At 45.7% G+C, this 24,889-nt stretch carries 18 protein-coding genes and 1 pseudogene; 5 read left to right on the top strand and 14 right to left on the bottom strand.

Features of this window, described 5'->3' with window-relative positions; translation table 11 throughout:
- Positions 1-320 precede the first annotated feature (320 nt).
- The gene (locus GPK90_RS13620; RefSeq protein ID WP_118530450.1) at positions 321-1,019 is read left to right on the top strand and encodes a GntR family transcriptional regulator; all 699 of its coding nucleotides are present in this window, start codon (positions 321-323) and stop codon (positions 1,017-1,019) included.
- 500 nt (positions 1,020-1,519) lie between these two features.
- Positions 1,520-1,996 carry a hypothetical protein gene (locus tag GPK90_RS13615; protein WP_215703224.1) on the top strand — a complete coding sequence of 159 codons (477 nt, stop codon included), beginning with the start codon at positions 1,520-1,522 and terminating at the stop codon, positions 1,994-1,996.
- Positions 1,997-2,138: 142 nt separating this feature from the next.
- On the opposite strand, the gene GPK90_RS13610 is transcribed toward GPK90_RS13615, so the two are convergent.
- The gene (locus GPK90_RS13610; protein WP_215703223.1) at positions 2,139-3,446 is read right to left on the bottom strand and encodes a Na+/H+ antiporter NhaC family protein; all 1,308 of its coding nucleotides are present in this window, start codon (positions 3,444-3,446) and stop codon (positions 2,139-2,141) included.
- Between the two features lie 441 nt (positions 3,447-3,887).
- Between GPK90_RS13610 and GPK90_RS13605 the strand changes: the two genes are divergently transcribed.
- Entirely contained in the window at positions 3,888-4,952 is a 1,065-nt protein-coding gene (locus GPK90_RS13605) for a LysR family transcriptional regulator (RefSeq protein ID WP_215703222.1), read from the top strand.
- Between the two features lie 98 nt (positions 4,953-5,050).
- On the opposite strand, the gene GPK90_RS13600 is transcribed toward GPK90_RS13605, so the two are convergent.
- The 11 genes and pseudogenes from GPK90_RS13600 to GPK90_RS13550 all read right to left on the bottom strand — a co-directional run bounded on the left by GPK90_RS13600 (position 5,051) and on the right by GPK90_RS13550 (position 19,542).
- Positions 5,051-5,968, bottom strand: a complete 918-nt coding sequence (locus tag GPK90_RS13600; RefSeq protein WP_215703221.1) for an AEC family transporter — start codon at positions 5,966-5,968, stop codon at positions 5,051-5,053.
- A gap of 305 nt (positions 5,969-6,273) precedes the next feature.
- Positions 6,274-7,392 (bottom strand): annotated as a pseudogene (locus GPK90_RS13595) (AAA family ATPase).
- 330 nt (positions 7,393-7,722) lie between these two features.
- A complete protein-coding gene (locus GPK90_RS13590) occupies positions 7,723-11,202 on the bottom strand; it encodes a leucine-rich repeat protein (RefSeq protein WP_215703220.1) in 3,480 nt (1,159 codons plus the stop codon).
- A complete protein-coding gene (locus tag GPK90_RS13585; protein WP_118530438.1) occupies positions 11,199-11,993 on the bottom strand; it encodes an AP2/ERF family transcription factor in 795 nt (264 codons plus the stop codon). Before GPK90_RS13585 ends, GPK90_RS13590 begins: the two co-directional genes overlap by 4 nt.
- A gap of 317 nt (positions 11,994-12,310) precedes the next feature.
- Positions 12,311-13,171, bottom strand: coding sequence for a tyrosine-type recombinase/integrase (locus GPK90_RS13580; protein ID WP_215703219.1), 861 nt, complete (start codon positions 13,169-13,171; stop codon positions 12,311-12,313).
- A 175-nt stretch (positions 13,172-13,346) separates the two neighbouring features.
- A complete protein-coding gene (locus tag GPK90_RS13575) occupies positions 13,347-14,396 on the bottom strand; it encodes an electron transfer flavoprotein subunit alpha/FixB family protein (protein ID WP_118530434.1) in 1,050 nt (349 codons plus the stop codon).
- A 30-nt stretch (positions 14,397-14,426) separates the two neighbouring features.
- Entirely contained in the window at positions 14,427-15,212 is a 786-nt protein-coding gene (locus GPK90_RS13570; protein ID WP_117470189.1) for an electron transfer flavoprotein subunit beta/FixA family protein, read from the bottom strand.
- Positions 15,213-15,266: 54 nt separating this feature from the next.
- Positions 15,267-16,418, bottom strand: coding sequence for an acyl-CoA dehydrogenase (locus tag GPK90_RS13565; RefSeq protein ID WP_117470188.1), 1,152 nt, complete (start codon positions 16,416-16,418; stop codon positions 15,267-15,269).
- A gap of 218 nt (positions 16,419-16,636) precedes the next feature.
- Complete coding sequence (locus tag GPK90_RS13560) at positions 16,637-17,476, bottom strand: 3-hydroxyacyl-CoA dehydrogenase NAD-binding domain-containing protein (RefSeq protein WP_215703218.1); 840 nt, start codon at positions 17,474-17,476, stop codon at positions 16,637-16,639.
- Positions 17,477-17,545: 69 nt separating this feature from the next.
- Positions 17,546-18,322, bottom strand: a complete 777-nt coding sequence (locus GPK90_RS13555; protein ID WP_118530430.1) for an enoyl-CoA hydratase-related protein — start codon at positions 18,320-18,322, stop codon at positions 17,546-17,548.
- A gap of 35 nt (positions 18,323-18,357) precedes the next feature.
- Positions 18,358-19,542 carry an acetyl-CoA C-acetyltransferase gene (locus tag GPK90_RS13550; protein WP_118298763.1) on the bottom strand — a complete coding sequence of 395 codons (1,185 nt, stop codon included), beginning with the start codon at positions 19,540-19,542 and terminating at the stop codon, positions 18,358-18,360.
- A 382-nt stretch (positions 19,543-19,924) separates the two neighbouring features.
- Here GPK90_RS13550 and GPK90_RS13545 point away from each other — a divergent pair, with 382 nt between their 5' ends.
- Positions 19,925-21,268 carry a butyryl-CoA:acetate CoA-transferase gene (locus tag GPK90_RS13545; protein WP_118530428.1) on the top strand — a complete coding sequence of 448 codons (1,344 nt, stop codon included), beginning with the start codon at positions 19,925-19,927 and terminating at the stop codon, positions 21,266-21,268.
- Positions 21,269-21,300: 32 nt separating this feature from the next.
- Here GPK90_RS13545 and GPK90_RS19150 read toward each other — a convergent pair whose 3' ends face one another.
- Positions 21,301-21,444, bottom strand: a complete 144-nt coding sequence (locus GPK90_RS19150) for a sodium/glutamate symporter (protein ID WP_346011267.1) — start codon at positions 21,442-21,444, stop codon at positions 21,301-21,303.
- A 318-nt stretch (positions 21,445-21,762) separates the two neighbouring features.
- Positions 21,763-22,668 carry a LysR family transcriptional regulator gene (locus GPK90_RS13535; protein WP_118530426.1) on the bottom strand — a complete coding sequence of 302 codons (906 nt, stop codon included), beginning with the start codon at positions 22,666-22,668 and terminating at the stop codon, positions 21,763-21,765.
- Positions 22,669-23,029: 361 nt separating this feature from the next.
- Here GPK90_RS13535 and GPK90_RS13530 point away from each other — a divergent pair, with 361 nt between their 5' ends.
- Entirely contained in the window at positions 23,030-24,223 is a 1,194-nt protein-coding gene (locus GPK90_RS13530) for a pyridoxal phosphate-dependent aminotransferase (protein ID WP_215703217.1), read from the top strand.
- Positions 24,224-24,889: the final 666 nt, after the last annotated feature.

Raw genomic sequence — 24,889 nt, 5'->3', positions numbered from 1 at the left:
TATGCATGAGTAAATATCAACTGTGCAAGAGTAAACTCCACCGCCCTTTGGAGAAGTGGAATTTAAATTTTCATTTTAGGATTGTCAAGAGTTCACGGCAAAGCGGTTGATTTTCAGCCAAATTCCTTATATACTAAAAGAAATATACGATATTTTTGAAAAAAATTACTGTCTCGATTAAAATACAGAACTTTTTGTAATGCTTTTCCAAAACATTTTGTTTCATTTCATGGTTTCCTGTTTCGACTAACATCACCATCGACAATGAACTGATTTATATTACATTTTCGTTCCTATACCAAATTCAAATGGAGGTTTTTATGGATGACAATCAGCAGAGTCTTCTTGGGACTCGAAAAATACATACTGAGACATATAAAAATCAGGCATATGATCTGATCAAAAATGCAATTCTCTACAACCGTTTCCGCGTTGATGCGATCTATTCTCAGGAGGCGATCTGCACCGAACTCGGTATCAGCAGAACACCTGTCCGTGAGGCTCTTCTTGAGCTTCAAAAGGAAGGTTATGTCAGTTTCGCACGCGGAAAGGGAGTAAAAGTTGTCCCCGTAACAGAACAGGATGCCGGAGATATTCTGGAGGCACGAATTTTTCTGGAATCTCACAACGCAAAACTTGCTGCCGAGCGAGGTACCGACAAGGAAAAGCTGGCAATCATGGATTGCCTGTCCGAATTAAAGCAGAATCTCTCCTCGCTTGACAGTCGTCTTCTTTACCGGATTGATCATCAGTTTCATCGTCTTGTTGCGGATGCTTCCCATAATGGATGGTTTTCCCGACAGACCAGTCTGATCCTGGATCATTATCTGCGTTTTGAAGTCAAATCTGTCTACAACAATTCCATTGATGGAAAGCTCGTATATAAAGAACATTTGGCTATCGGTGAAGCAATCTTCAAAAATCAGCCTGAAAAAGCAGCTCTGGCAATGCAGCACCATCTCTCCAATTCCTATACTCGCACACTGGGTAGAATCTGGAAAACCACGCCGGAGCGGTAACTGTTATTCACCGACCATATTATGCGAATTTCAAAAAGTCACGGTATTTCCGCTCCCCTTGGTGGAGTGCAGATACCGTGACCATTACACAATCTCCCTAACGACTGCAATTTTCAAAATCCAAATACAAATCCTTTCAAATCTTTCTATCTGATATCTTTGCCATGGTTATGTAAATTTTCCTTGCGGTGCCTCTGTTTCGAATGTGTTTTCTTCGAATAAAGCTCTATCGGCTCACACAAACCTCTCTAATTTTTCATATCCAACATTCATCTTACTCAAAGTATCTTTGACGAAACATTTTTCTTAAACCTCTTACGTTTTTCTTTCTTGCTTGAAGAAAATCTTTCAGATTTGTCCTTTAAATTTCATGTTTTATTGACACTTTAGACACAACTTTATGGTTCAATAGTAGACGTAAGAAAGAGATCTGAAACATCTGTTTCCAAATTCTCTTTCCTTGCAACTACAATTTCAAGTACAGGAAGGAAGCTTTGATTATGAAAAAGAACTTATTATTGACTGCTGCTTTAGCAGGCGTTCTCGCATTAGCAACCGCATGCTCTTCCCAGAGCACAACCACCGCAACCACAGCTGCACAGACAACTGCCGCTGCAAAGGAGACAGCTGAAGTAAAAGAAACGACCGTTGCAAAGGAAACGGCTGGCACAAAGGAAACGGCTGAAGTAAAAGAAACGGCTGACGCAAAAGAAACAGCTGACGCAAAAGAAACAACTGAAAAAGCCGATGAAGAAAAAGAATCCACGATGACCGGAACGATCAGCGACATCAAGGACTTTATGTTCACGATCACCTCTGACGGAAAGGACTACGCATTTACATTCGATAATGACAAAAAGCCGGAAGGACTCGCAGAAGTCAAAGATGGCGATAAGGTTACTGTAACCTACACAGGTACTGTCAGCGCCGTTGACGCATTCTCCGGTACTGTTGTATCTGTGAAGGCTGCAAAATAATCGCTCCTGATCAACAGAAAAATATGCCTTTTCACGAAGCGAGAAGGTTCCATCGGAATCTTCCGCTAATCAAATCCCCTCACCCCGAAAATGCAGTGCATCTTCAAGGTGAGGGGTATTTCTTTCATTTCTTTCATTTCGTTCATTTCTTCCTAAGTCTCACGCCAAAATACCATAGCGGAAGCAGATACAAAAAGACTGCTGCCACAATCGATGTAAGCGGTGCTGACACGGATGCCAGAGGAACTGCACCGGCAATCGACCATGGAACTAACGGTGCGACTACGATCACAGAATTTTCCATATCGATCGCAAATTTCTGAGCGTCCGGCTCCAGTTCCTTGCAGATCTGATCTACCAGCATCGTCGCCAGTGTCTGATTGCAGGCCACCATCCCCGCCACCATGGACGTCATAAGGATCGTACCAAAAACGGTGATTTTTCTGCTCACCGAGCCCATCTTCGATTTTAAACCATTTAAAAGTCCGGTTCCCTCAAAGATACCCGAATAGGAGGACGAAATCGTGATGATCAGTGCCACCCGCACCATGGACATGATTCCGCCGCCGTCGATCATGGACGAGATTGATGGATCCGGAGATTTATAACCGTTGACCAGAATTCCAACGATCAGGAACAGGTCCGTGTGCTGCCAGAAAAGGCACACGCCGAGTGCCGTCATGATACTTGCCAGCATCGCTATCCGCACCTGTACCCGGAAAAGTGATAATACCATGATCACCACCGCCGGAAGAATTGGAATCAGTCCCAGATGGAATACGCCCGAAAAGCTCTCCGTCAGCGACAAATTTCCGGCTTCCGCCGCCGGAAATGCGATTCCGCAGACACCGTAAAAGGCACAGGTTAAAATTAGCGGCACGATGGCCGTCCTCACCATCAGACGGATATTGTCAAAAATATTTGTGTGGGTCAGCTCCGAGACCAGCAGCGCGCTGGTGGATACCGGCGAACACCGGTCCCCGAAGAACACGCCGGAGAGGATCGCGCCTCCCGTCAGGATCTCATTGCACCCCATCGCCTTCGCCATGGTCATGCAGATCACGCCCATGGTCGCCGCCGTTCCGAATGCTGTTCCTGTAAGGACGGACACCAGACAGTTTAAAAGGAATGCCATCAAAATCATTACCGACGGATTCATAAGCCCTGCGCAGTAGGAGACGATCGCCGGGATCGTTCCTGCCGCCCGCCAGAGCGCCGTCAGCATCCCGATGAGTAAAAACGTAATTAAAATATTTTTCGCCGTCTTGATTCCCTTCCAGGACATCCCGAGAATATCTCTGACCGTATAACCGCGGCTCAAAGTGTACGCGAAAAAGATCAGATATCCAAGTGCCAACGCTGCCAGAATCGGGATTCCCGCAAGGATGCACCCGATCAGCGTCACCGCGAACACAACCAGAACGGCCGTCTCACTGGTGTGTACCTTCATAATGTTTACCTCTTCCCTATTTTCTTTCGTGAACCATTCCCTCAACCAGCTGTTCCCTGTTCAGATATCCTGATCCACCTTTATGATTATAGTATACGCCTGGATTTTCCACTTGTCTAACTGTATTTTCCGATATATAATACAGCTAAAAAGCTGTATATAAGTTACAGATTTTATTCTTTTCCACGATTTTCCCAGTTCATTCTGGCTGTCCCGTATCCTTTATGATCAGCACAGCTGATCCGAGACTCTGCACGACACTTACAATTAAACTTTCTTTGTAACTGTTCAGTACCTTCACAGTTACATGCAAAAATCCATTCCAAATCGGCTACGCCGATGGATTTTTGCCTTTTAGCCTAGGTTTTCTTACGGTCAGCGCAGCAAGTGCGCAGACCTACTGAACAGTTACCTTTCTTTTTTATATTCCGGAGGTTTTATATGAACTTTCTTTCCATGGACTACTTTCTCATGACCGCCGAGAAGCGCAGCTTCACAAAAGCCGCCGATGCTCTCCACATCACCCAGCAGACCCTGAGCACCCACATCGCCAATCTGGAACAGGAGCTGGACTGCAAGCTCTTCGTCCGCCATGTTCCCCTGGAGCTCACCTATGCCGGAGAGATCTTTTGGCAGTACGCCGCAGACTTCCAGAAAAAATACCGGGCAATGCAGCACGAATTTGCCGACCTGACTAAAAATGAGCAGGGCATCCTGCGGATCGGCATCTCCTTTACCCGCTGCCACGCCATCATGCCTGCGATCATCACGGAATACCAGCGCCGCTACCCGCATATGGAGATCCAGGTCATCGAAAATGCGAACACTGGACTACAAAAAGACCTGATGGAACATAAGATCGATCTCGCCATCGCGAAGTTCCCGGATTTTCTGCCAGGGATCACTCTGAGCGATTTCTATGAGGAGGAGGTCGTCCTTCTGCTTGCTGATTCTCTGTTTCATGAGGTCATTTCCGATGCCGCCCCAGCAGATTCCCTATTTTTACATCTTCCAAAGACTATCTGCTGCTCCGGCTCTGATTTCACTCATGGCACCGCTGGCACTGTCTCCTTTTCTGTCCAGGATCTCCCTGCACTGACAGATTCACAGCCGGAACCGTTAATGTTAAGAAGCCCGGAAGACTTCTCGATCTTCGAACACTGCCCATTCCTTCTAAACTACGCCACAGACATCGCCGGTCAGCTCGGAAGACACTTCATCACCATGGGCAATTTCAAACCAATCGTAAAGACCCAGTCCGACAATATGGGAATGCTTCTGGAGCTCTGCGCCGCCGGAAAAGGCGCCTGCATCTCCCCACTGAACCTTGCCATGAGCTCCCTCTCCCCTGAGCAGCGCAAAAAAATGCGGATCATCCATCTCGGACGATCCGCCAAATATAAGATCCGCTTCGGTTCTCTGGAACAGCCTTACCAGTGGAAGGCGATCCGGAACTTTATGGATGCCGCAAACGCTGCACTCACCAGAACCGGCACAACCACCTAGCTTTCCGTTCTCTATCGCATGCGGTGTGCCGTTTTTCAAATGAACAAAAATTTCTATCTCTTCTCCCAACTGAAAACGATCGACCTGCCCGGGCCCTCTCACCCTGCCAGATAACACCAGACTGGCAGGGTCAGCATGGACATTAGCGTCGTCATAACCACGCATCTCGTTGCAAACAAGGCGTCGCTGTCATATCTTGCCGCAAAAATCGCCGCCGTAGCTCCGGCAGGCATGCCGGTCATCAGAACGCTGATTCCCAGTGATGTGGCATCAAGTCCAAGTCCAAGTCCAACGACCAGTGCTGCTGCCGGGAGAATGATCAGACGGAATACAGAAAACATGGCTGTATCTTTATTAAAGATCGTTGTAATCTTTACATCCGCCAAAATCGTTCCCACGATCAGCATCGTGAGGGCGCTGTTACAATTCCCAAGATACTTCACTGTCGCCGTGATGACAGCTGGAAGCTTCACCTGAGTCACCATGCAGATCAAGCCCAGATAAATTGCGACCAGACATGGATGTGTCAGCACGTTCTTCGCGACTTTCTTCTTATCCACCTTCTCATCCGCCACAAAATAAGTTGTCCCCACAGACCACATGATGATCCGCATAGGGATCAGGAAAATTGAAGTATACAAAACTCCGATCTCATTATAGATCGCCTCTGCGATCGGATTTCCGAGGAATCCACTCATCGGAACGATCGTGCAGTACTGGAGGACTTTCCTTCTCTGCGGCACATACCTGTTAAAAATGAACTTATTTAAAATCAGGCAGACCGCCTGCATGATCACCGCCGCCAGTAAAAGCAGTGCGCATGACCGGAATATTTCCATGTTGAATTCAATCAGGCACGACTTAAAGATATTACATGGGATCACCACGTTGATGCATAAATCTGTCAGACATTTCTTTCCATTGGCATCGATGATCTCCTTTTTCTTTAAGATTGCTCCGACAATCATCAGTGCAAACAAGGTTCCCTGAAGACTGAATAGATCGAGTAAATTCATGTATCTGCCTCCCGTCTCTTCCTGATGTAAATAAATTTCTGCAGCAACTTTATAGAAACCTTCTCATTGCCCCTGCATGTTTCTTAAATCTATCATAGCACGGTCATGTTTCTTTGTATAACTGTTTTATTCGGTAAAGTACACAGCTATTTATCTGTTTTTCATTCGAATTTCAAAAAAGTCCCCCAATCGTCAGTCTCTATTACAGCCAACAACCGGGGAACTTCCAGGACTCTATTTTTTTTTACCATACAGCGCCTCTTATAAAAAGCGATTCCAAAACACCGCCCCATGCCGGAGATCTTTTACCACCACATCACTCCGCTCTTCACCATGTTCCCTATTTGACTCCACCATATATCCGGCTCCGGTAAAGATTCCCGCCAGAAAAGCATGATAAAAATCTTCCTGGTAATCGTATCGCTCTTCATATCGATAAAAGAGCGGATGATCGCATTATCGCTGGTATTTTTCCAGTAACCCGCCGGTCTTGCGCTTGGATCCGTCTGCAGCCTTGACACATAGTTCATAACGTCCCACGGACAATAGATATCAAATTCACCGAAATGGTAACCATCATACCAGGCTTTTACCGTTGCAAGCTGATCTTCCCTCTTTGCATCTGTCAGGATCTGGTCCACTTCTTTCTGTGTAAATCCAAAGTATTCATTCAGACGGGTATCAGAGATCGTATCAGAAACAAAATTATTGGTCCCGGTAAAAATACTCTCTTTCGATACACGAAGGCATCCGGTTATCACCGCAAACTGCAGGGATGTGTTGTCCTTCAGCGCCGTACTCATCATTGCCCGGATGATCTCCAGCATCTCGTCATAGTATTTGTGACTACTCGCCTTCGCTAGCGACACATCATACTCGTCTAACAGCAGGATGACCTTCTTTCCATAATGCATCTCCATCATCCGCATCAACACGGACAGGCTCATCTTCAGCATGGCATCCGTCGGTCTGCCCTACACTACATTCGCAAGCTGACCGAATATTTCCCGTTCATTTTCATTTACCCGCTCACTCTGTTTCAAATAGAAATGCTCATTGTAAAGCGCCGCGATCTGCATTCTGAGCATATCTTTTGCCGACTCAAAACTTAGACCATCCACGTCTTTTAAGCTCAGAAAAATCACAGGGTACTGGTTCATCCACTCTCTGCAGATTTTATTATTTTCTGCGATCTTCAATCCCTCAAACAGCTCACTGCTGTCCTTCCGAACATCAAAAAAACTCGCCAGCATACTCATCCCAAGTGTTTTTCCAAATCAGCGCGGCCGGGTAACAAGAGTCACCTGTGTCGAAAATGTCTTTAGAAGTTCTTCGATTAATCCAGTTTTATCGACATAGTACGATCCAGTTTTTCTAATCTCTTCAAAATTGGATACTCCTACCGGGATGTTTAGTCTCTTCATTTTCGCTCCTCACATTTAAACGTGATTTCTATACTGCCTTTCGCTTAAATTTTAGCATTTTCCTATATCAACTTTCTGTTTGCATTCTGCTATTTTTTATTGGCTTTCATAAACATTCTCTTTGCTTTTCGAGAGCTTATAGTGTTATGATAACATGAATTAACTTCAAACACAGCACCTGCTGCCGGACCACGTTCAGCTTTTCCTACGCGTTCTCCATATAGAGAAACAGAACCAGATATCCCCTTTTCAGAGAATACCAGGTTCTGTCCTCTACATCTGCTTTTTATGAATTCATCTCAGCAAAACCATTCAATGAATTCTGCATTTTTATTTACCAGTCCATGCCCCGTCCGGACCAACTTCATATCCATCCGGTGTAGTCGTGTTTGCAAGCATTGCGCCCTGCGGCTGCTTCATACCTTCACTGAAGTAGTACCACTTTCCGTCGATCAGATGCCAGCCAGTGTACATATGTCCCTGACTTCCGTCAGCCTGATTATGCAGGTAATACCAGATTCCATTGTCTTTGATCCAACCGGTCTGCATGTAGCCGTTCTCATCGAAGTGATACCACTGCTGTTTTCCATTCCAGCCGATCAGTTTCCAGGAAGACTTCGGATAGCTTCCGTCCTTCGCCTCAAACCACCAGCCTTTTTCATTCCGCTTCCAGAATCCTTCCAATGTGGAGGCTGATACCAGGCTTGTCTTCCTCGTCGTACTGGATGCCGGTTCGTCACTATCATCGCTGTCGGAACTGTTAGTGTTAGCTTTTGCTTTTACCGTTACAGTGATCGTCTTCGTTGCGGAAGCTCCCTTGCTGTCGGTTATCTTATACATTACATGGTAAGTGCCAGCCTTTGTGGTGTCGACATCGTTTGCAATCACCTCGATCTTTGCTGTCAGATCTCCATCTTCCGCATCCGCAGCTGCCACATTCTTCTTTGCATCAAAGCTGTCGCCTGCGGTCAGGGTTACGTCCTTTGCGCTGATTGTCGGAATGGCATTTAATGTCTCCATCTTCGGGTTGACTGTAACCGTGATGGTCTTCGTCACAGTCGCTCCATCACTGTCCGTTACTTTATAGATTACTTTATAAAGTCCCGCTTTCTTGGTATCCACATCATTATAGGTGATCTCGATTTTGTCTGTAAGATCCTCATCTTCCTCATCCCAGGCAGTGACTCCATCCTTCGGGTCGAACTTATCCTCTACCGTTAAGGTTATGTCCTCTGCAGTAATTACCGGTACGGAATTCATTACCAGCGCTTCCGGCATGACATCTACTTCAACCATGCAATCTACAGAATGGTAATTTTTATCATCCGGTGTGTATACTGCCTCAAACTTCTGGAGCCCATATTCCTTTAAAATGGTTTTAGGATTCTTCCACTTAAACTCCTTTGGTAAGCCTTTTACCTCAGAAAGTTTCTGCCACTGGTCAGCAATCAGTCCCGTAGGAAGCATCTCTTCATAGGCCGGCTCTGCCTGCTTGATCATCATTGTCACCGGAACGATAAAGGCCGTTCCATTATTTAAGGTAATGTACACCTTTTCACTATATTTTCCAACTGCATTATCTGTTTTAGGTGTAATCGTAACTTCCCTACCTGTCACACCAATATCAAAAATCGTATCATCTGAACAAAATGCCGTGATAGAGAACTCTTCCGCGTTGCTGCTGGTCGCGATCACAGTCTTAGGCTCTGCATCTTCTTTATATTCAACACTGCCAAACGCAACGGAATCCGGTGTTACTTTATAACTGCTCTTGATCCACTTTGCATAATATGTATGCCCTGACTCCGTTGTTGTTACTGCATGCCCATTAAATTCAGCATTATCATACCACTCTGCACAATATCCATCTTTTACAACAGCGTCTATGCCATTTGCCTGATCCAAAACGATTCCGCCGTTTGCAACAAGAATAATTCCTGCGTCATTGCTTATTCCCGAATCAGATCTTGCTTTTTGGGCATCCCTGTTATTGGCAACGTAAATTACACAATTTTTATTAAATTTATTTACAGATCCACCAGTATAACCTGTATTAGTATCATCTCCAAAACACTGGGATCCAAATGTAACATTCTCAGCTTTTGACAAATCAAGTCTATCAAGGTTTGCGCAACCTGCGAACATCTTGCTCTGAAGCTCAACATTTTTTCCAGTAAATTTGGCATTCTTAATACCATGATTGGAACGGAATGCTGCCTCTTTTTTGTCAGAAGCCTTTGTATTTTTTGCCGTTACAATCAAATTTTCCGGCACATTGTTCTTAGCGAAGCAATACCCATCAAATTCATAGCTATTTCCACTGATGGTCAATGTCTGCAGTGAGTTTGTTGCAATTCGATTAATATTTTTAGCGATCTCGCTATCCCCATCCATGGACAGTTTTTTTAACCCGGTCAGCTCATTAATCCTTCCGCTTATAGTGCCCTTTGCGTTGATCTCCTCAAGATTTACTGCTGCTGTTTCCCCTGGCTGCCCAGTCTCTTTAAACGAATTATTCATTGCAACACTTGTGTTTTCTGCCGTTTCAATATAAGAAAGACTGCTGCACCCAGTAAATGAATTACCATTTAATGCCACATTATCGGAATCTATATATATTTTTTCCAACTCGGCGCAGCGTCCAAACGCTCTTCCATCCACTAATCTCACTTTCTTCGGCAGTATTAACTCCCTTAATCCTGAATCATAGAATGCATACCCAGAAATCTGTGTTACATTCTTTAAATCAATGTTTTTCAAACTTGATGTGCCCGAAAATGCATTCGTACCGATCTTTTCAATCGATTTACCCAATGTTATAGATTCCAGTGCGTTACATCTACAAAACATTGCATTCGGAATTTCTGTTCGTTTGTCTTCTACTACTACTTCTCTTAAACCAGATCCATTAAATGCATTAGAGTTTGCACCACGCATTCCAAACTCCCAGCTGTCCTTAATTGTGACACTGTCAAGATTCGGTATCTCTGCAAATCCATATGCGCCAATATATTTAAGATTCGACCACTCATCAAAATTTACTGAAAACATAGTTTTGCGAAATGCAGCACAGCCAACACCTTCAAAGCTGGACGGAAGCCATTTCTCCAGATCTATACCTTCTCCAAGACTTGTACATCCATCAAACATGCTCGTCGGCACATATCTTCCCTTATATATGTTTGTATTTGAATCTGAATCAACCAACTCAGGGGCTTCGAAATTTTCCGGCCATGTAACTGTTGTAAGCGCTGTGTCATTACGGAAAATACAATCTCCCAAACTCTCTACACTAAGAGGAATATTTGCTTCCTCTAAATTTATCATATTGCTGAATGCCCATGATCCAATCGAAGTTATGCCAGATTCCATTTCTACTTTTTTGATGGAGTCCAAATAGTCCTTCCACGGTCTGTTATCTTCTGTGTTATTTATTGTAAAATCAGCCATACGGCCATTTCCACTAATTCTTAGAGTATAGAATTCCTCCGCTTCTGAATTCTTTTCCAGACTCCATTTGGTTGACTCCGTAAAATTACCCTCCTCATCAACAGGTCCGCAGTTTCCACTTAAAACTTCAACCGTTGCCTCTGAAGATTGATTTACGATCTGCTTTGTCTGTACTGTCTCCGCATACCCCGCCATCGGAGTCACTGCCATCGCCGCCGTTGCGGTAAGCAGCACTGTCAGCATTTTCTTTGATTTGATCAACTTCATCTTCTTCATACTGTCCCTTCTTTCTGATTGATACCTTTGTATCCTATCCACACATTGATCAATTACTTGTACACATACCTTTGGGTGAATCATTCTGCAAGAACTTCTTCCATCTGCTTTTCTGCTCCTACGGCACATGAAGGAATTTCATTGCCTGAAGTCTTCTTTTTCTGTGCCTGAAAGCTTCTGATAAACGGATCATACAACTCTTTCTCCGCCTTCACCCTCGCCTGCACCGCCTCATTAAACGCAGTGAAGGTCCCAAGATTGTAGACTTTTCCCTGAAATCCGATGCTGGCCCGCCAGGTTCCGTTGGATCTCCGATATACACCGCGGTGACCGCTGGTGTTGTTGACGCAGGTCTTTCGGCACGCGATGCGCTCCACGCAGGTTCCGTCCACAAAGTGAATTGCCTTGCGCATATTTTTCTGTCGGGTTTCATTGCGGAAACAGCCGCAGCTCTTTGTCTTTCCGTCCCTGAGATTTTCCTTCTGACAGACGCATACATTTCCGCAATCACACCTGCAAAGCCACAGATCCTGCAGTCTGCCCAAAACCCCAGCATTTTCTTCTGCTATTTTTCCAGGTTCTCCTTCCTTGCCAGTACCATAGACTGAAATCTCATCTTGATTCGCCAGCCGCAGGACCACAAGTCTCCCGTACCTCTGCCCGGTAAGATCCAGCCAGCGGTTCGTCATCCTTTTTTTTCGCAGACAGCCACAACTCTTCGTATGACCGTTTTTCAGATGGGATTCCTGGACAAGACAGACTCTGCCACAGCCACACTGGCATTCCCAGTATTTCTTTGAATCTTTTCCCCGGTAAGCCAGCTTCTGAACCACCAGATTCCCAAACTTTTTCCCGACCATGGTATCCTGCATCATCCGTTCGCCTCTATTCATGACATAATGGGTATTATGTCATGCGGTGGCGCTGAGATCTTCGGAATTTTTATCTCCATTTCTTCGTTGCCGTAATGACGCATTAACTAAATATGCCAAAAAGAGCTCGGATTCACTGAAATTTATTGTATTTCGAGACCGTTCGTGATATGATAACTTATGTACACATATGAATTTTTAATCATTTGGTATTCTGATTACACCTCAGATACTGGATGATTAAAAAAAGTAGAACTTCCAATACGACATAATACCCATTATGTCATAACGGCTGTTCTCCTTTTTTAATCTCTTCCGTCTTATTTTTTTTCTGCCCCGCCCCATGATTCGTTCCCTGCGAGTCCCAGTTCCAGCTCTCGCGCACACGCCTCCTCACTTGTGATCATCGTATACCGTCTCGTCGTCTCGATACTGCTGTGTCCCAGATAATCTGCCAGTCTCACGAGATCCCGTTCTCTCTCATAAAAGCATCTCGCAAACAGGTGTCTCAGATTGTGTGGAAACACCTTTGACGGCAGTACTCTCGCCGGTTCGCATAATTCCTTCATCTCCACCCAGATATTTCTCCGGTCTACCGGATTTCCATTCTTTGTGGCAAATATTATCCCGCTTGTGATCCTGTTTCTCCGGCAATAATCCCGCAGAAATATCACAAGAGACCTCGCCATAAGAATCACTCTCTGTTTTCCTTTAAAATAGATCTCTATTTTCTGTCTCGATAGTGTCTCCACCGTCAGATACCGAAGTTCACCGATCCGCATTCCTGTCGCCGCGATTGTCCTCAGAATTCCGGAAAGCCGCTCTCTCTTTTCCGAAACTGCTGCATTTAACAGCCTGTAATATTCTTCCTTTCCAAGCTCCCTGCTCTTCTCCCGAAAGATCTGCTTCTGTACCCGGCAGGTGTGGATAGAGAATTCCGCCTGTCCTGCCCATTTCAGATATGAATTCACTGCCGTGATCATGGAATTTACACTCGATATCTTCCATGCATTCAAAATATATGATTTATACTCCATCATCAGCTCCCTGCTGATCTCTCTTCCGTTCGAAAACTGTAGAAAATTCTCCGCATCCCGCAGATATTTTCCTACCGTATTCTCACTCATCTCCCTGTCCCTCAGATATTCCCCGTACTCTCTAAGTTCACTCATATACAACATAAAAAATCCTCCATTTATCAGTCTTCTATCATTATAATCAACAAACGAAGGATAAACCAAGGACACCATAATGCAAAAATCCCCGCCCGGAAACCCGGACGGGGATCATCACCTGTTGTGACACTACCGGCAGAATCACTCTGCCTACTTTATATACATTTACAATTCACGTAAATTATTTAGCTGCTGCAGCCTTTGCTTCTTTGATCTTCTCTGTCAGCATCGGAACGATCTTGTTTAAGTCGCCTACGATACCGTAGTCAGCTACATCGAAGATCGGAGCGGACTCATCTTTGTTGATCGCAATGATGATGTCAGACTCTTCCATACCAGCTACGTGCTGGATAGCACCGGAAATACCGATTGCGAAGTATACGTGCGGACGAACAGTCTTACCAGTCTGTCCTACCTGAAGATCTTTCGGCTTCCAGCCGGAATCTACAACTGCACGAGAGCAGCTTACTGTACCGCCAATAGCCTCAGCGAGGTCATCAAGCAGTTTGAAGTTCTCTGCGCTGCCAACTCCACGGCCACCGGAAACAAGGATCTTTGCATCCATGATATCAGCTACGTCGGATACTGCCTTAACGATCTCGAGAATCTCAACGTACTTGTTGTCCGGAGTGAAGCCCGGGTTGAATTCGACAATTTCAGCTTTTCTGCCAGCCTCACGGTCAAGCTTCTGCATAACGCCTGGACGTACTGTAGCCATCTGCGGACGGAATTCCGGGCAAGCGATTGTAGCGATCGTGTTGCCGCCGAATGCCGGACGGGTCATAAGGAGCTGACCATGTTTCTGCTCTTTACCCGGCATAGCTACGAGCGGGAAATCTCCGATATCGAGCTGTGTGCAGTCTGCTGTAAGACCTGTATGGATACGTGCGCAAACACGCGGGCCAAGGTCACGACCGATTGCTGTAGCACCGATTAAGAAGATGTCCGGCTTGAACTCGTTGATAACAGATGTGATCGCATGAGTATACGGCTCAGTTCTGTAATCTTTTAATTCTGGATCGTCAACAACGATAACTTTGTCTGCACCGTACTCACCGAGTTCGTCTGCAAGACCTTTTACGTTGGAACCAACTAAAACTGCTGTTACAGTTGTTCCTAAATCTTTTGCCAGGTCTTTACCTTTACCGATCAGCTCCAGAGCGATGCTGCTGATCTGATTGTCTACCTGCTGTGCAAAGACATATACACCCTTATATTCTGCTAAATTCATCACTTTTCACCACACTTTTCTTTTTTTGAATTAAAGTACATGTTTCTCAGTAAGTTTCTCAACAATGTAATTTGCAGCTGCGGACGGATCAAGGTTTGTCTCCTTAACGCCTGCACCCTTTCTTACTTTGTCGGAAGCCTTAGCGATCTGAGTCGGGGATCCCTTAAGACCAAGGTTGGAATCAAGGACATCTTTCAGATCTTTTCTGCCCCAAACGGTGATCTCTTTCTTGTATGCATCGAAGATTCCGCCCGGAGTCATGTAACGCGGCTCATTTAATTCAGAAAGTGCTGTAATTAAGCACGGCATTTTAGCCTTTAACATCATGTATCTATCATCGAACTGACGCTTAACGATTACGGAATCGCCATCGATCTCGATGCCCTCAGCATAGCTGATTACCGGAAGACCAAGATGCTCAGAGATCTGCGGACCTACCTGAGCTGTATCACCATCGATAGCCTGACGGCCTGTGATGATGAGGTCATAGTCAAGGTTTCTTAAAGCACCAGCGATTGTCTGGGATGTAGCCCATGTATCAGCACCGCCGAGAACACGGTCTGTAACAAGGATACCGTTATCAGCGCCCATAGCCATAGCCTCACGAAGAACTTCCTCAGCCTTCGGAAGACCCATTGTAACTACTGTAACTTCTGCACCATACTGATCTTTTAAGCGAAGAGCTGCCTCCAGACCAGCTTTATCATCCGGGTTCATGATTGTGAGCATAGCTGCTCTGTCAAGTGTTCCATCCGGTTTGAACTTTACGCCGCCCTTAGTATCCGGCACCTGTTTTACACAAACAACGATTTTCACTGTATTTCACTCCTTATTTTCATTTATAGTTATGATCTTCCAGCTGTTAAATTATTATTTTAACAGTGCGCCGGAGATAACCATTCTCTGAACTTCACTTGTTCCTTCGTAGATCTCGGTGATCTTAGCATCACGCATCATACGCTCTACGTCGTACTCTCTGATGTAACCATAACCACCATGGAGCTGTACAGCCTTTGTTGTTACTTCCATAGCAACCTCTGCTGCATACAGTTTAGCCATTGCTGCCTCTACGCCGTAGGACTTCTGAGTAGCCTTAGCCATTGCTGCACGGTAAACCATCATCTGAGCAGCTTTTACCTTTGTTGCCATATCAGCAAGCTGGAACTGTGTGTTCTGGAACTGACCGATTGTGCGGCCGAACTGCTTTCTCTCTTTTACGTAAGCAACTGTTCTGTCAAGAGCGCCCTCTGCAAGACCAAGAGCCTGAGCAGCGATACCGATACGTCCGCCGTCAAGAGTATGCATAGCGATCTTGAAGCCCTCACCCTTCTTACCTAAGAGGTTGTCCTTCGGGATGCGGCAGTCTGTGAAAATAAGTTCATATGTTGCAGATCCGCGGATACCCATCTTCTTCTCTTTTGTACCAAAAGTGAAGCCCGGTGTACCTTTCTCTACGATAAATGCGGAAATCTCTTTCTGCATTTTGCCACGTTTCTCAACAGTGCCTGTTACAGCGATAACGATGTATGTATCAGCATACTTACCGTTAGTGATGAAGCACTTGGAACCGTTTAATACCCACTCGTCGCCGTCTAAAACAGCTTTTGTCTGCTGACCCTGAGCGTCTGTACCAGCGCCCGGCTCAGTTAAACCGAATGCGCCTAACTTCTCGCCTTTTGCAAGCGGAACGAGGAATTTCTGCTTCTGCTCTTCTGTTCCGAATGTCATGATCGGATCCATGCAAAGGGATGTATGTGCGGAAACGATAACGCCTGTAGTACCGCAAACTTTGGAAAGCTCCTCAACGCACATAGCGTATGTAAGCGGATCACAGCCCTGTCCACCATACTCCTTCGGTACCGGAATACCGAGGAAACCGTTTTTAGCCATCTTCTCTACGGTTTCAACCGGGAATCTCTCTTCCTCATCAACCTCCTGAGCAAGGGGTTTGACTTCCTTCTCGGCGAAATCATGGAACAGTGTTCTCGCCATCTCATGCTCTTTACCTAATGTAAAATCCATGTTTTTAGTTCCTCCTTGTGAATTGTATCATGTATAACATGGGGGAATGTGGATGCTTCACTCCCCCGATGTACCTAATTTAGTACATGCCTTTTCATTATAACATATTGTGAAAAAATAAACAATCGTAATAAAAAAATAATTCGAAATTTACTCTTCTGTTATAAAAGGCATATTGCCTGACGGGATAAGATCACCGTCAGGCAACCCTTACATTATTATTTGCTGTAATCGTAGAAGCCCTTGCCGGTCTTTCTTCCAAGAAGGCCGCCGCGAACCATCTTCTTAAGAAGCGGATGCGGACGATACTTCGGATCGCCTGTCTCTGTCTCAAGAACGTTCATGATTGCAAGAACAACATCAAGACCGATCAGATCACCGAGAGCTAACGGTCCCATCGGATGGTTAGCGCCAAGCTTCATGGCAGTATCGATACCCTCTACGGAAGCAACGCCATCAGCGTAAATGCCGACTGCTTCGTTGACCATCGGAATAAGAATTCTGTTTACAACGAAACCAGCAGCCTCTTCTACCTGTACCGGAGTCTTGCCGATCTCTTCAGAGATCTTCTTAACAGCTTCAACATCTTCCGGTTTTGTGTTTAAACCAGCAATAACCTCAACCAGCTTCATAACCGGAGCCGGGTTGAAGAAATGCATACCGATTACATGTCTCTCAACAGCGCTGCCGATCTCTGTAATGGAAAGAGAGGAAGTGTTTGTTGCAAAGATACAGCTCGGTTTGCAGATCGCGTCGAGCTCTTTAAATGTCTGCTTTTTGATCTCCATGTTCTCGATTGCAGCCTCTACAACGAGGTCGCAGTCACCGCAGATATCTTTCACACCAGTTGTGATCTTGTTAAGGATCTTGTCAGCCTCTTCCTGAGTCATTTTGCCTTTTGCGATTCTCTTCTCGAATCCAGCGGCAATTTTCTTCTTTCCGTTCGCTGCAAATGTCTCATTGATGTCGCAGAGCATTACCTCATAGCCCTCTGTCTGTGCGAATGCCTGTGCAATACCGGAACCCATGGTTCCAGCGCCGATAATACCAACTTTCATGATTTTATCTCCTTTATGCAAACATATGATGTAGACTTACTGATCGCTGTTCAGACTAAACAGTTCCATTTATTTGTTTTTGAAGCCGTCCACTTTTCTCTTTTCGAGGAACGCCTTCATTCCTTCCTTCTGGTCCTCGGTCTCGAAGCACTCGGAGAAATATTTCTCTTCGATGGAGATTGCGTGGTCAAGGTCGGAAAGATAACCATCTGTCAGGGACTCCTTGGAATTTCTGACAGCGATCGGTGCGTTGGAGGCGATCTTCTTTGCCAGTTTCATAACTGTCGGCATAAGTTCTTCCTTCGTGCACACACCGTTTACAAGACCGATCCGGTATGCTTCGTCTGCTTTGATATTGACAGCAGCATATACCATTTCCTTTGCTTTTCCGGTTCCAATCAGTCTTGCGAGACGCTGCGTTCCACCGAATCCCGGAGTGATGCCAAGACCAACCTCCGGCTGTCCGAACATAGCGTTTTCGGAGCAGTAACGGATATCACAGCTCATTGCAAGTTCATTTCCACCGCCAAGCGCGAAACCGTTGACAGCTGCGATCGACGGGATCGGAAGTGTCTCCAGCTTACGGAAAACATCGTTTCCAGCTTTACTGAACTCACGTGCCTCCTGTACAGTCATTGTGCTCATTGCAGCGATATCTGCGCCGGCAACAAAGGATTTCTCACCCGCGCCGGTCACAACCAGCACTCTTGTTGTACCAAGATCGATGCTGTCAAGAACAGCGTCTAAATCCTGAATAACCTCTGTATTTAAAGCGTTTAATGCCTCCGGACGGTTGATGGTGATAACACCAACAAAACCGTCCTGCTCATATTTTACAAAACCCATATGTAGTTCTCCTTAGATTTTGCCAAAGTCCCAGATTAGTCTCTCTCTACGATTGTAGCGCAGCCCATTCCGCCGCCGATGCAAAGAGTTGCAAGACCCTTCTTAGCATCTGCTTTCTCCATCTCATGAAGAAGTGTAACAAGGATACGGCATCCGGAAGCTCCAACCGGGTGACCAAGAGCAATAGCGCCGCCGTTCGGGTTTAACTTGGAAAGGTCAAAGCCGAGTTCCTGTCCAACTGCAACAGACTGTGCAGCGAATGCCTCGTTAGCCTCGATGATGTCGAAGTCTTTGATCTCTAAGCCAGTTCTCTTAAGAACTTTCTTTGTAGCTGCAACCGGTCCGATACCCATGATCTTCGGATCTACGCCGCCAAGAGCACCAGCAACCCATGTAGCCATCGGCTTAACACCGAGCTCTTTTGCTTTCTCTTCGCTCATAACAACAACTGCTGCTGCACCGTCGTTGATTCCTGAAGAGTTACCAGCTGTAACTTTTCCGCCGTCTTTCTTGAATGCCGGTTTTAATTTAGCAAGAGTCTCAACAGTTGTTCCGTGACGCGGACCTTCGTCTGTATCTACGATAACTGTCTCTTTTTTCTTCTTAACTTCTACCGGAACGATCTCATCTTTGAATGCGCCTGCCTTCTGAGCAGCCTCAGCCTTCTTCTGGCTTGCCTCAGCGAATACATCAAGCTGTTCTCTTGTAAGGCCCCACTGATCGCAGATGTTCTCAGCTGTGATACCCATGTGGTAGTTGTTGAATGCATCCCAGAGAGCATCATTTACCATTGTATCAACTAAAGTAGCATTGCCCATACGGTATCCGTAACGGCCTTTCATCATTGCATACGGAGCCATGGACATGTTCTCCATACCACCTGCAACAACGATATCAGCGTCACCGGAAAGGATCATCTCAGCAGCCATGTTGACAGCCTCAAGACCGGAACCGCATACAACATTGATCGTAACAGCCGGAACCTCGATCGGGAGACCAGCTTTTAATGTAGCCTGACGTGCTACGTTCTGTCCCTGACCAGCCTGGATTACGCAGCCCATGTAAACCTGGTCAACAGCTTCCGGAGCAACTCCTGCTCTCTTTAAAGCCTCTTTGATTACGATTGCGCCAAGTTCCGGAGCCGGTACTGTGCTTAATTCGCCACCCATTGTTCCGATTGCCGTACGGCATGCACCTGCAAGTACAACTTTCTTTGCCATTTTCTTTTCCTCCTCATCATACCGCTGCCAAGCTCTACACCATATATTTTTCCATAAGCAAGGCAGTATATTATGTATAACTAATCATATCACCAAACCGTTTTGCTGTCAAATCATTATCAAAAGCTTTTTATATATTTTTTCTAAACAAATTAGGAACTTTACTCTTCATTTCGTACAAAAGTTACTTTTATGCTCTGACGCGTCACTTTCTGTTTTTGTCATGTTTTACCATTTCTTTCTATTCCTTTTTCACCGGATTTCTTGACCTTGCCGGCAGATAATGATAAAATAATGTCAGAGTTTAGCCCCGGATCCTATGATCCCGGCAAAGTTCTGAGATGCAGTAATATTTTTATGGTTACAAAGAGAGGGTATTAAAATGGATTTCAAACAGATGTATCAGGAAAAGCTGGTTTCCGCTGAGAAAGCAGCTTCCGTTATCAAATCCGGTGACTGGGTCGATTACGGCTGGACAACAGCAACTCCGATCGCAGTCGATAAGGAAATCGCAAAAAGACTTCCGGAATTAACTGACGTAAACTTCCGCGGCGGTATCTTAATGTGGGTACCGGAGATCTTCAAGATCGAGAACCCGGCTGAACATATGACATGGAACTCCTGGCATATGAGCGGGATCGAGAGAAAAGCGATCGCACAGGGCTTCTGCTACTACGCTCCGCTCCGTTACTCCGAGCTTCCGAGATATTACAGAGAATCCCAGAACAAGCCGGATGTCGCTGTCTTCCAGGTTTCCCCGATGGACGAGCACGGTTTCTTCAACTTCGGACCGAACGCATCCCATATGGCTGCTGTCTGCGAGACCTCCAAGGTCGTTATCGTGGAAGTAAATGAAAATATGCCGGTATGCTTCGGCGGTACTGAGGAAGGTGTTCATATCTCCCACGTTGACATGATCGTAGAAGGTGACAACCCGGCGATCGCTGAGATGGGCGGCGCTGCAGCTGCAAGCGATGTCGATGAAGCAGTTGCAAAGCTGATCCTTGAGGAGATCCCGGACGGAGCATGCTTACAGCTCGGTATCGGCGGAATGCCGAACGCAGTCGGTGCTCTGATCGCAAAATCCGACTTAAAGGATCTCGGTGTGCACACAGAGATGTACGTTGACGCTTTCGTTGATATCGCAAACGCAGGAAAGATCACCGGCGCGAGAAAGAATATCGACAAAGGCCGTCAGGTTTATGCATTCGGCGCAGGTACAAAGAAATTATACGACTACTTAAATAAGAATCCGGAGTGCATGTCCGCACCGGTCGACTACACAAACGATGTCCGCACGATTGCGTCTCTCGACAACTTCATGTCCATCAACAACGCAGTTGACCTTGACCTCTTTGGCCAGGTAAATGCTGAGTCCGCAGGAATCAAGCACATCAGCGGAGCCGGCGGACAGCTCGACTTCGTTCTGGGCGCTTATCTTTCCAAGGGCGGAAAGAGCTTCATCTGCTGCTCTTCTACCTTCAAGAAGAAAGACGGCACCTTAGAGTCCAGGATCGTTCCGACTCTGGCTCCTGGCTCCATCGTTACCGATACCCGTGCGAATATCCACTATCTCGTTACTGAGTACGGTAAAGTAAACTTAAAAGGTCTCTCCACATGGCAGAAGACTGAGGCTATCATCTCCGTAGCACATCCGCAGTTCCGCGACCAGCTGATCGCAGAGGCTGAGAAGATGCATATCTGGAGAGCAAGCAACAAGAGATAGTATTTTCCCGTTTTTTCAGGAGAGCTTTCATTTTAGGAAGGCTCTCCTTCTTCTTTCTTTGTCTCGCCCTCTGCTTTTTCCGTTGAATGAAGATTAAACTGTTTGATCCGGCGTGTCGCGATCGGACCGCCGATCGCACATCCGGCAACAAGTCCGAAGGTTGCAGATGCGATCACAAAGCTTCACATTTTTGTATCATAAGCCAATCTCCTGCTACACTATTTTCAGATATGTATTTTGCGTATCACTTGTGTCCATTTTTTTACAGAAAGTTCCATCGGAATTTCCTGTAAAAAAGTGAAAACACGCTTCGCGAGTTTCCCCTTGTTATCGCGACAGTCGCCAAGGTCTCGCGCAAGCGCGGACTTTGGCTCGTTGTCCGCAAAAAAGCAGCAGCATTTTCTGACATTCTCTCCAGAAAATGCTGCTGCTTTTTATTTCTGCAAATGATCTCTTTCTCTAAACGATCCGCTAAATCTGAATTTTTTCTCCACTCACAGATTCAGGATCGGCTCCATCAGCGTGATCCCGCTCTCCCCGGCTAATTTCTGCCTGCAGATCTCGAGAAGATGTTCCTGATATGGAGATTCATCCCCTGCCCGGTACAGATAGTACAGGGTCCGGTTCGGGAGCTCCACATCCAGTTCATGGATGGAAACCGGGGTGCTTTTTAAGATGCTCTTTGCAACCGACACAGGTAGAAACGCCCAGTTGTCACCATTCTGCGTAAAGTACTGTAAAAAGCCCATTTCATCGAGATAGACACTCGGGACGGCCGCACTACTGAAATAGTAGTTGTGCCAGCTGTCAAAATTCTGATCCCACTGCGTCCGGATCTCCTTGCGAGGATCGAGGTCCGAAATGCTGATCCGCTTCGGAAGTTTCAGCTCCGTCCCGACGACCAGGCAGAGCTTTTCTTTAAACAGGATCTCCGTCTTTACCTGGGAAGAGTACATCGGATCCGTGATAAATGCGATATCCACCGTCTTATTGTTCACATACCCATAGGCATCACTGGAATGGAGTGTCGTCACATGCAGGCTGCACTCCGGCGTATCTTTCATGAACTCCTGAAACACGGTCGGAAGCATGAATGCCAGGAGACTTCCTACACTCGCAACATAGAAACTCTTCTCATTTCCGAGGAGCGATTCTTCCTGTGTCTCGTTCCAGAGAGCCTGCCAGCGATGAGCGATCCCGACAAAGGCACGTCCCTGTCTCGTGAGTTCCACATGGCGGACTCCTTTATTCCGGATAAACAGGGAATATCCAAGTTCTTCCTCCAGCGCCCGGATCCTTCGTCCAAGAGCCGGCTGTGTGATATATAATTTTTCTGCCGCCGCGGAAAAACTTCCGCACTGAGCGATCTTTAAAAATGCTTCAATTTCCAGAAATGTCATCACGTTCTCCTTTCTGCCGGGACCGGCAGTTTTCTATTTCGCTCCTGCTTTCACACATGTTTTTTTATAACGCTCATCTCTCTTCTGCTTTTTTACCACAGGATTTCATTTTTGTCCAGAAATATTATTTGAAAATAGTTCAATTCTGAAAACTAAAAGTTTGACAGCTACCATTTTCCATTTCTGTTTCTTCTATATTTATAGTAACATTCTTTTCATTTAAATGTTAATATTTATGAATATTATATCAAAAAAAGAAACATTTTACAATTATATTCACTTATGGTATCATTTAAGCATAAACAAGAACGAATTGTTCGAATCTCAGGGGAATATCAAAACATACAGGGAGGAAATCATTATGATGCTTACAAAGAGGATCCAGAACATTAAACCGGCCGCTACACTTGCACTGACCGGAAAGGTCGCTGAATTAAGGAAACAGGGAATCGATGTGATCGCCTTCAACCTCGGCGAACCGGATTTCGGTACTCCGCAGAATATCTGTGATGCGGCAAAGGCAGCGATCGATGCCCAGAAAACAAAATACACGGTTGTCTCCGGTATCATGGACTTAAAAGAAGCGATCTGTGCAAAATTCTTAAAAGACAACAATGTCGTTTACAAACCGAACGAGATCTGTATCGGAACCGGCGCAAAACAGCCGCTCGTCAATGCAGTTCTTGCCCTCTGTGAAGAAGGTGACGAGGTTATCATCCCGACTCCGTGCTGGGTCAGCTACATCGAGATGGTAAAACTTTCCGGTGCTACTCCGGTCCTCGTACAGAACCGTGAGGAAGACGGTTTCGCCCTCAACGTGGAAGGTATCAAGAAAGCCATCACACCGAAAACAAAAGCGATCATGATCAACACACCGAACAACCCGACCGGTGCTGTATATACAAAAGAACAGCTCACAGAGCTCGCAGAACTTGCCTGCAAACATGACTTCTATATTATTTCCGATGAAGTTTACGAGAAGCTGATCTATGAAGGAAAGAAACACTTCTGCGTTGCTTCGATCTCCGAGGAAGTAAAGGATCGTACCGTTGTCATCAATGGTGTTTCCAAAGCTTACTCCATGACCGGATGGAGAGTTGGTTACGCAGCCGGAAATGCAGCTCTCATCAAAGGAATGACTTCTCTTCAGGGTCATACAACATCCAACACCTGCTCGATCGCCCAGTACGCAGCTCTCGAAGCGATCAGCGGACCGCAGGACAGCGTGGAATCCATGAGAGTTGAATTCGACAAACGCCGTAAATTCCTGGTAGAGCGCTTAAATTCCATGGATGGCATCACCTGCAACAACGCAGACGGCGCTTTCTACTTAATGCCGAATATGACTGCTTTCTATGATAAAGAGTGGAACGGAAAGAAGATCGCTGATTCCTTCGGAATGGCAGATTACCTCCTTGCCGAGGCAAAGATCGCGGTTGTTCCGGGCGGTGCATTCGAGTCTCCGGACAACATCCGTATCGCTTACTCCAACTCCATGGAAAGCCTGATCGAAGGTATGAACCGTATGGAAGCAGCTTTAAAGAAACTTGGCTGATCTGACAACCTTCCATATTCGTAAAACTCTCCCGCTCCGGCGGTGATAAGGACAGATCAAACTTAGCTTTCTTCCCATATATTCAACGAACAACAGCAAGGATTCTCCTACTGACACGAAGCAAAGCACAGTCAGTCTCCGTGAAATTACCGACTGTGGATTGAAACAATATATGTGATGAAAAATCCCTGAAAAAAGCCTGTGAATGCAGGCTTTTTTCATTTACGCGAACAACAGGCCAAAGTCTGCGCTTACGCGAGACCTTGGCGACTGCCGCGATAACAAGAGGACACTCACGAAGCATGTTTTCACTTGTCTATGAGCGCCGGTCTCCCTGCCGCTATACAAATTTTCACATTTTTCACGACAGTATATGAGCCTCGCCCATGCGCTGTAACAGAATAAATATAATGTATTATTAACATTTAATGGTAAAATTTGTTATTTTTCATTCGACAACAATCATTTTACATTCCGCATGATTCATGCTATAATAATCAAATGAACGGAGAAGCCGCACCAACTTCTCCCAAAAACTTTCTTCTCATTATATTTTACAACGCGATATAAAAGAAACACAGCCGCCCGGAACGATAATTGGGGTATCGTCCGTGGCGGCTGTGTTCGTATAAAGATATAGCCGACATTTTCTATGTATACAAAGAC

This window comes from Clostridium sp. MCC344, assembly GCF_018785365.1.
Lineage (GTDB): Bacteria > Bacillota > Clostridia > Lachnospirales > Lachnospiraceae > Pilosibacter.
This window is presented reverse-complemented; position numbering and strand designations above follow the sequence as displayed.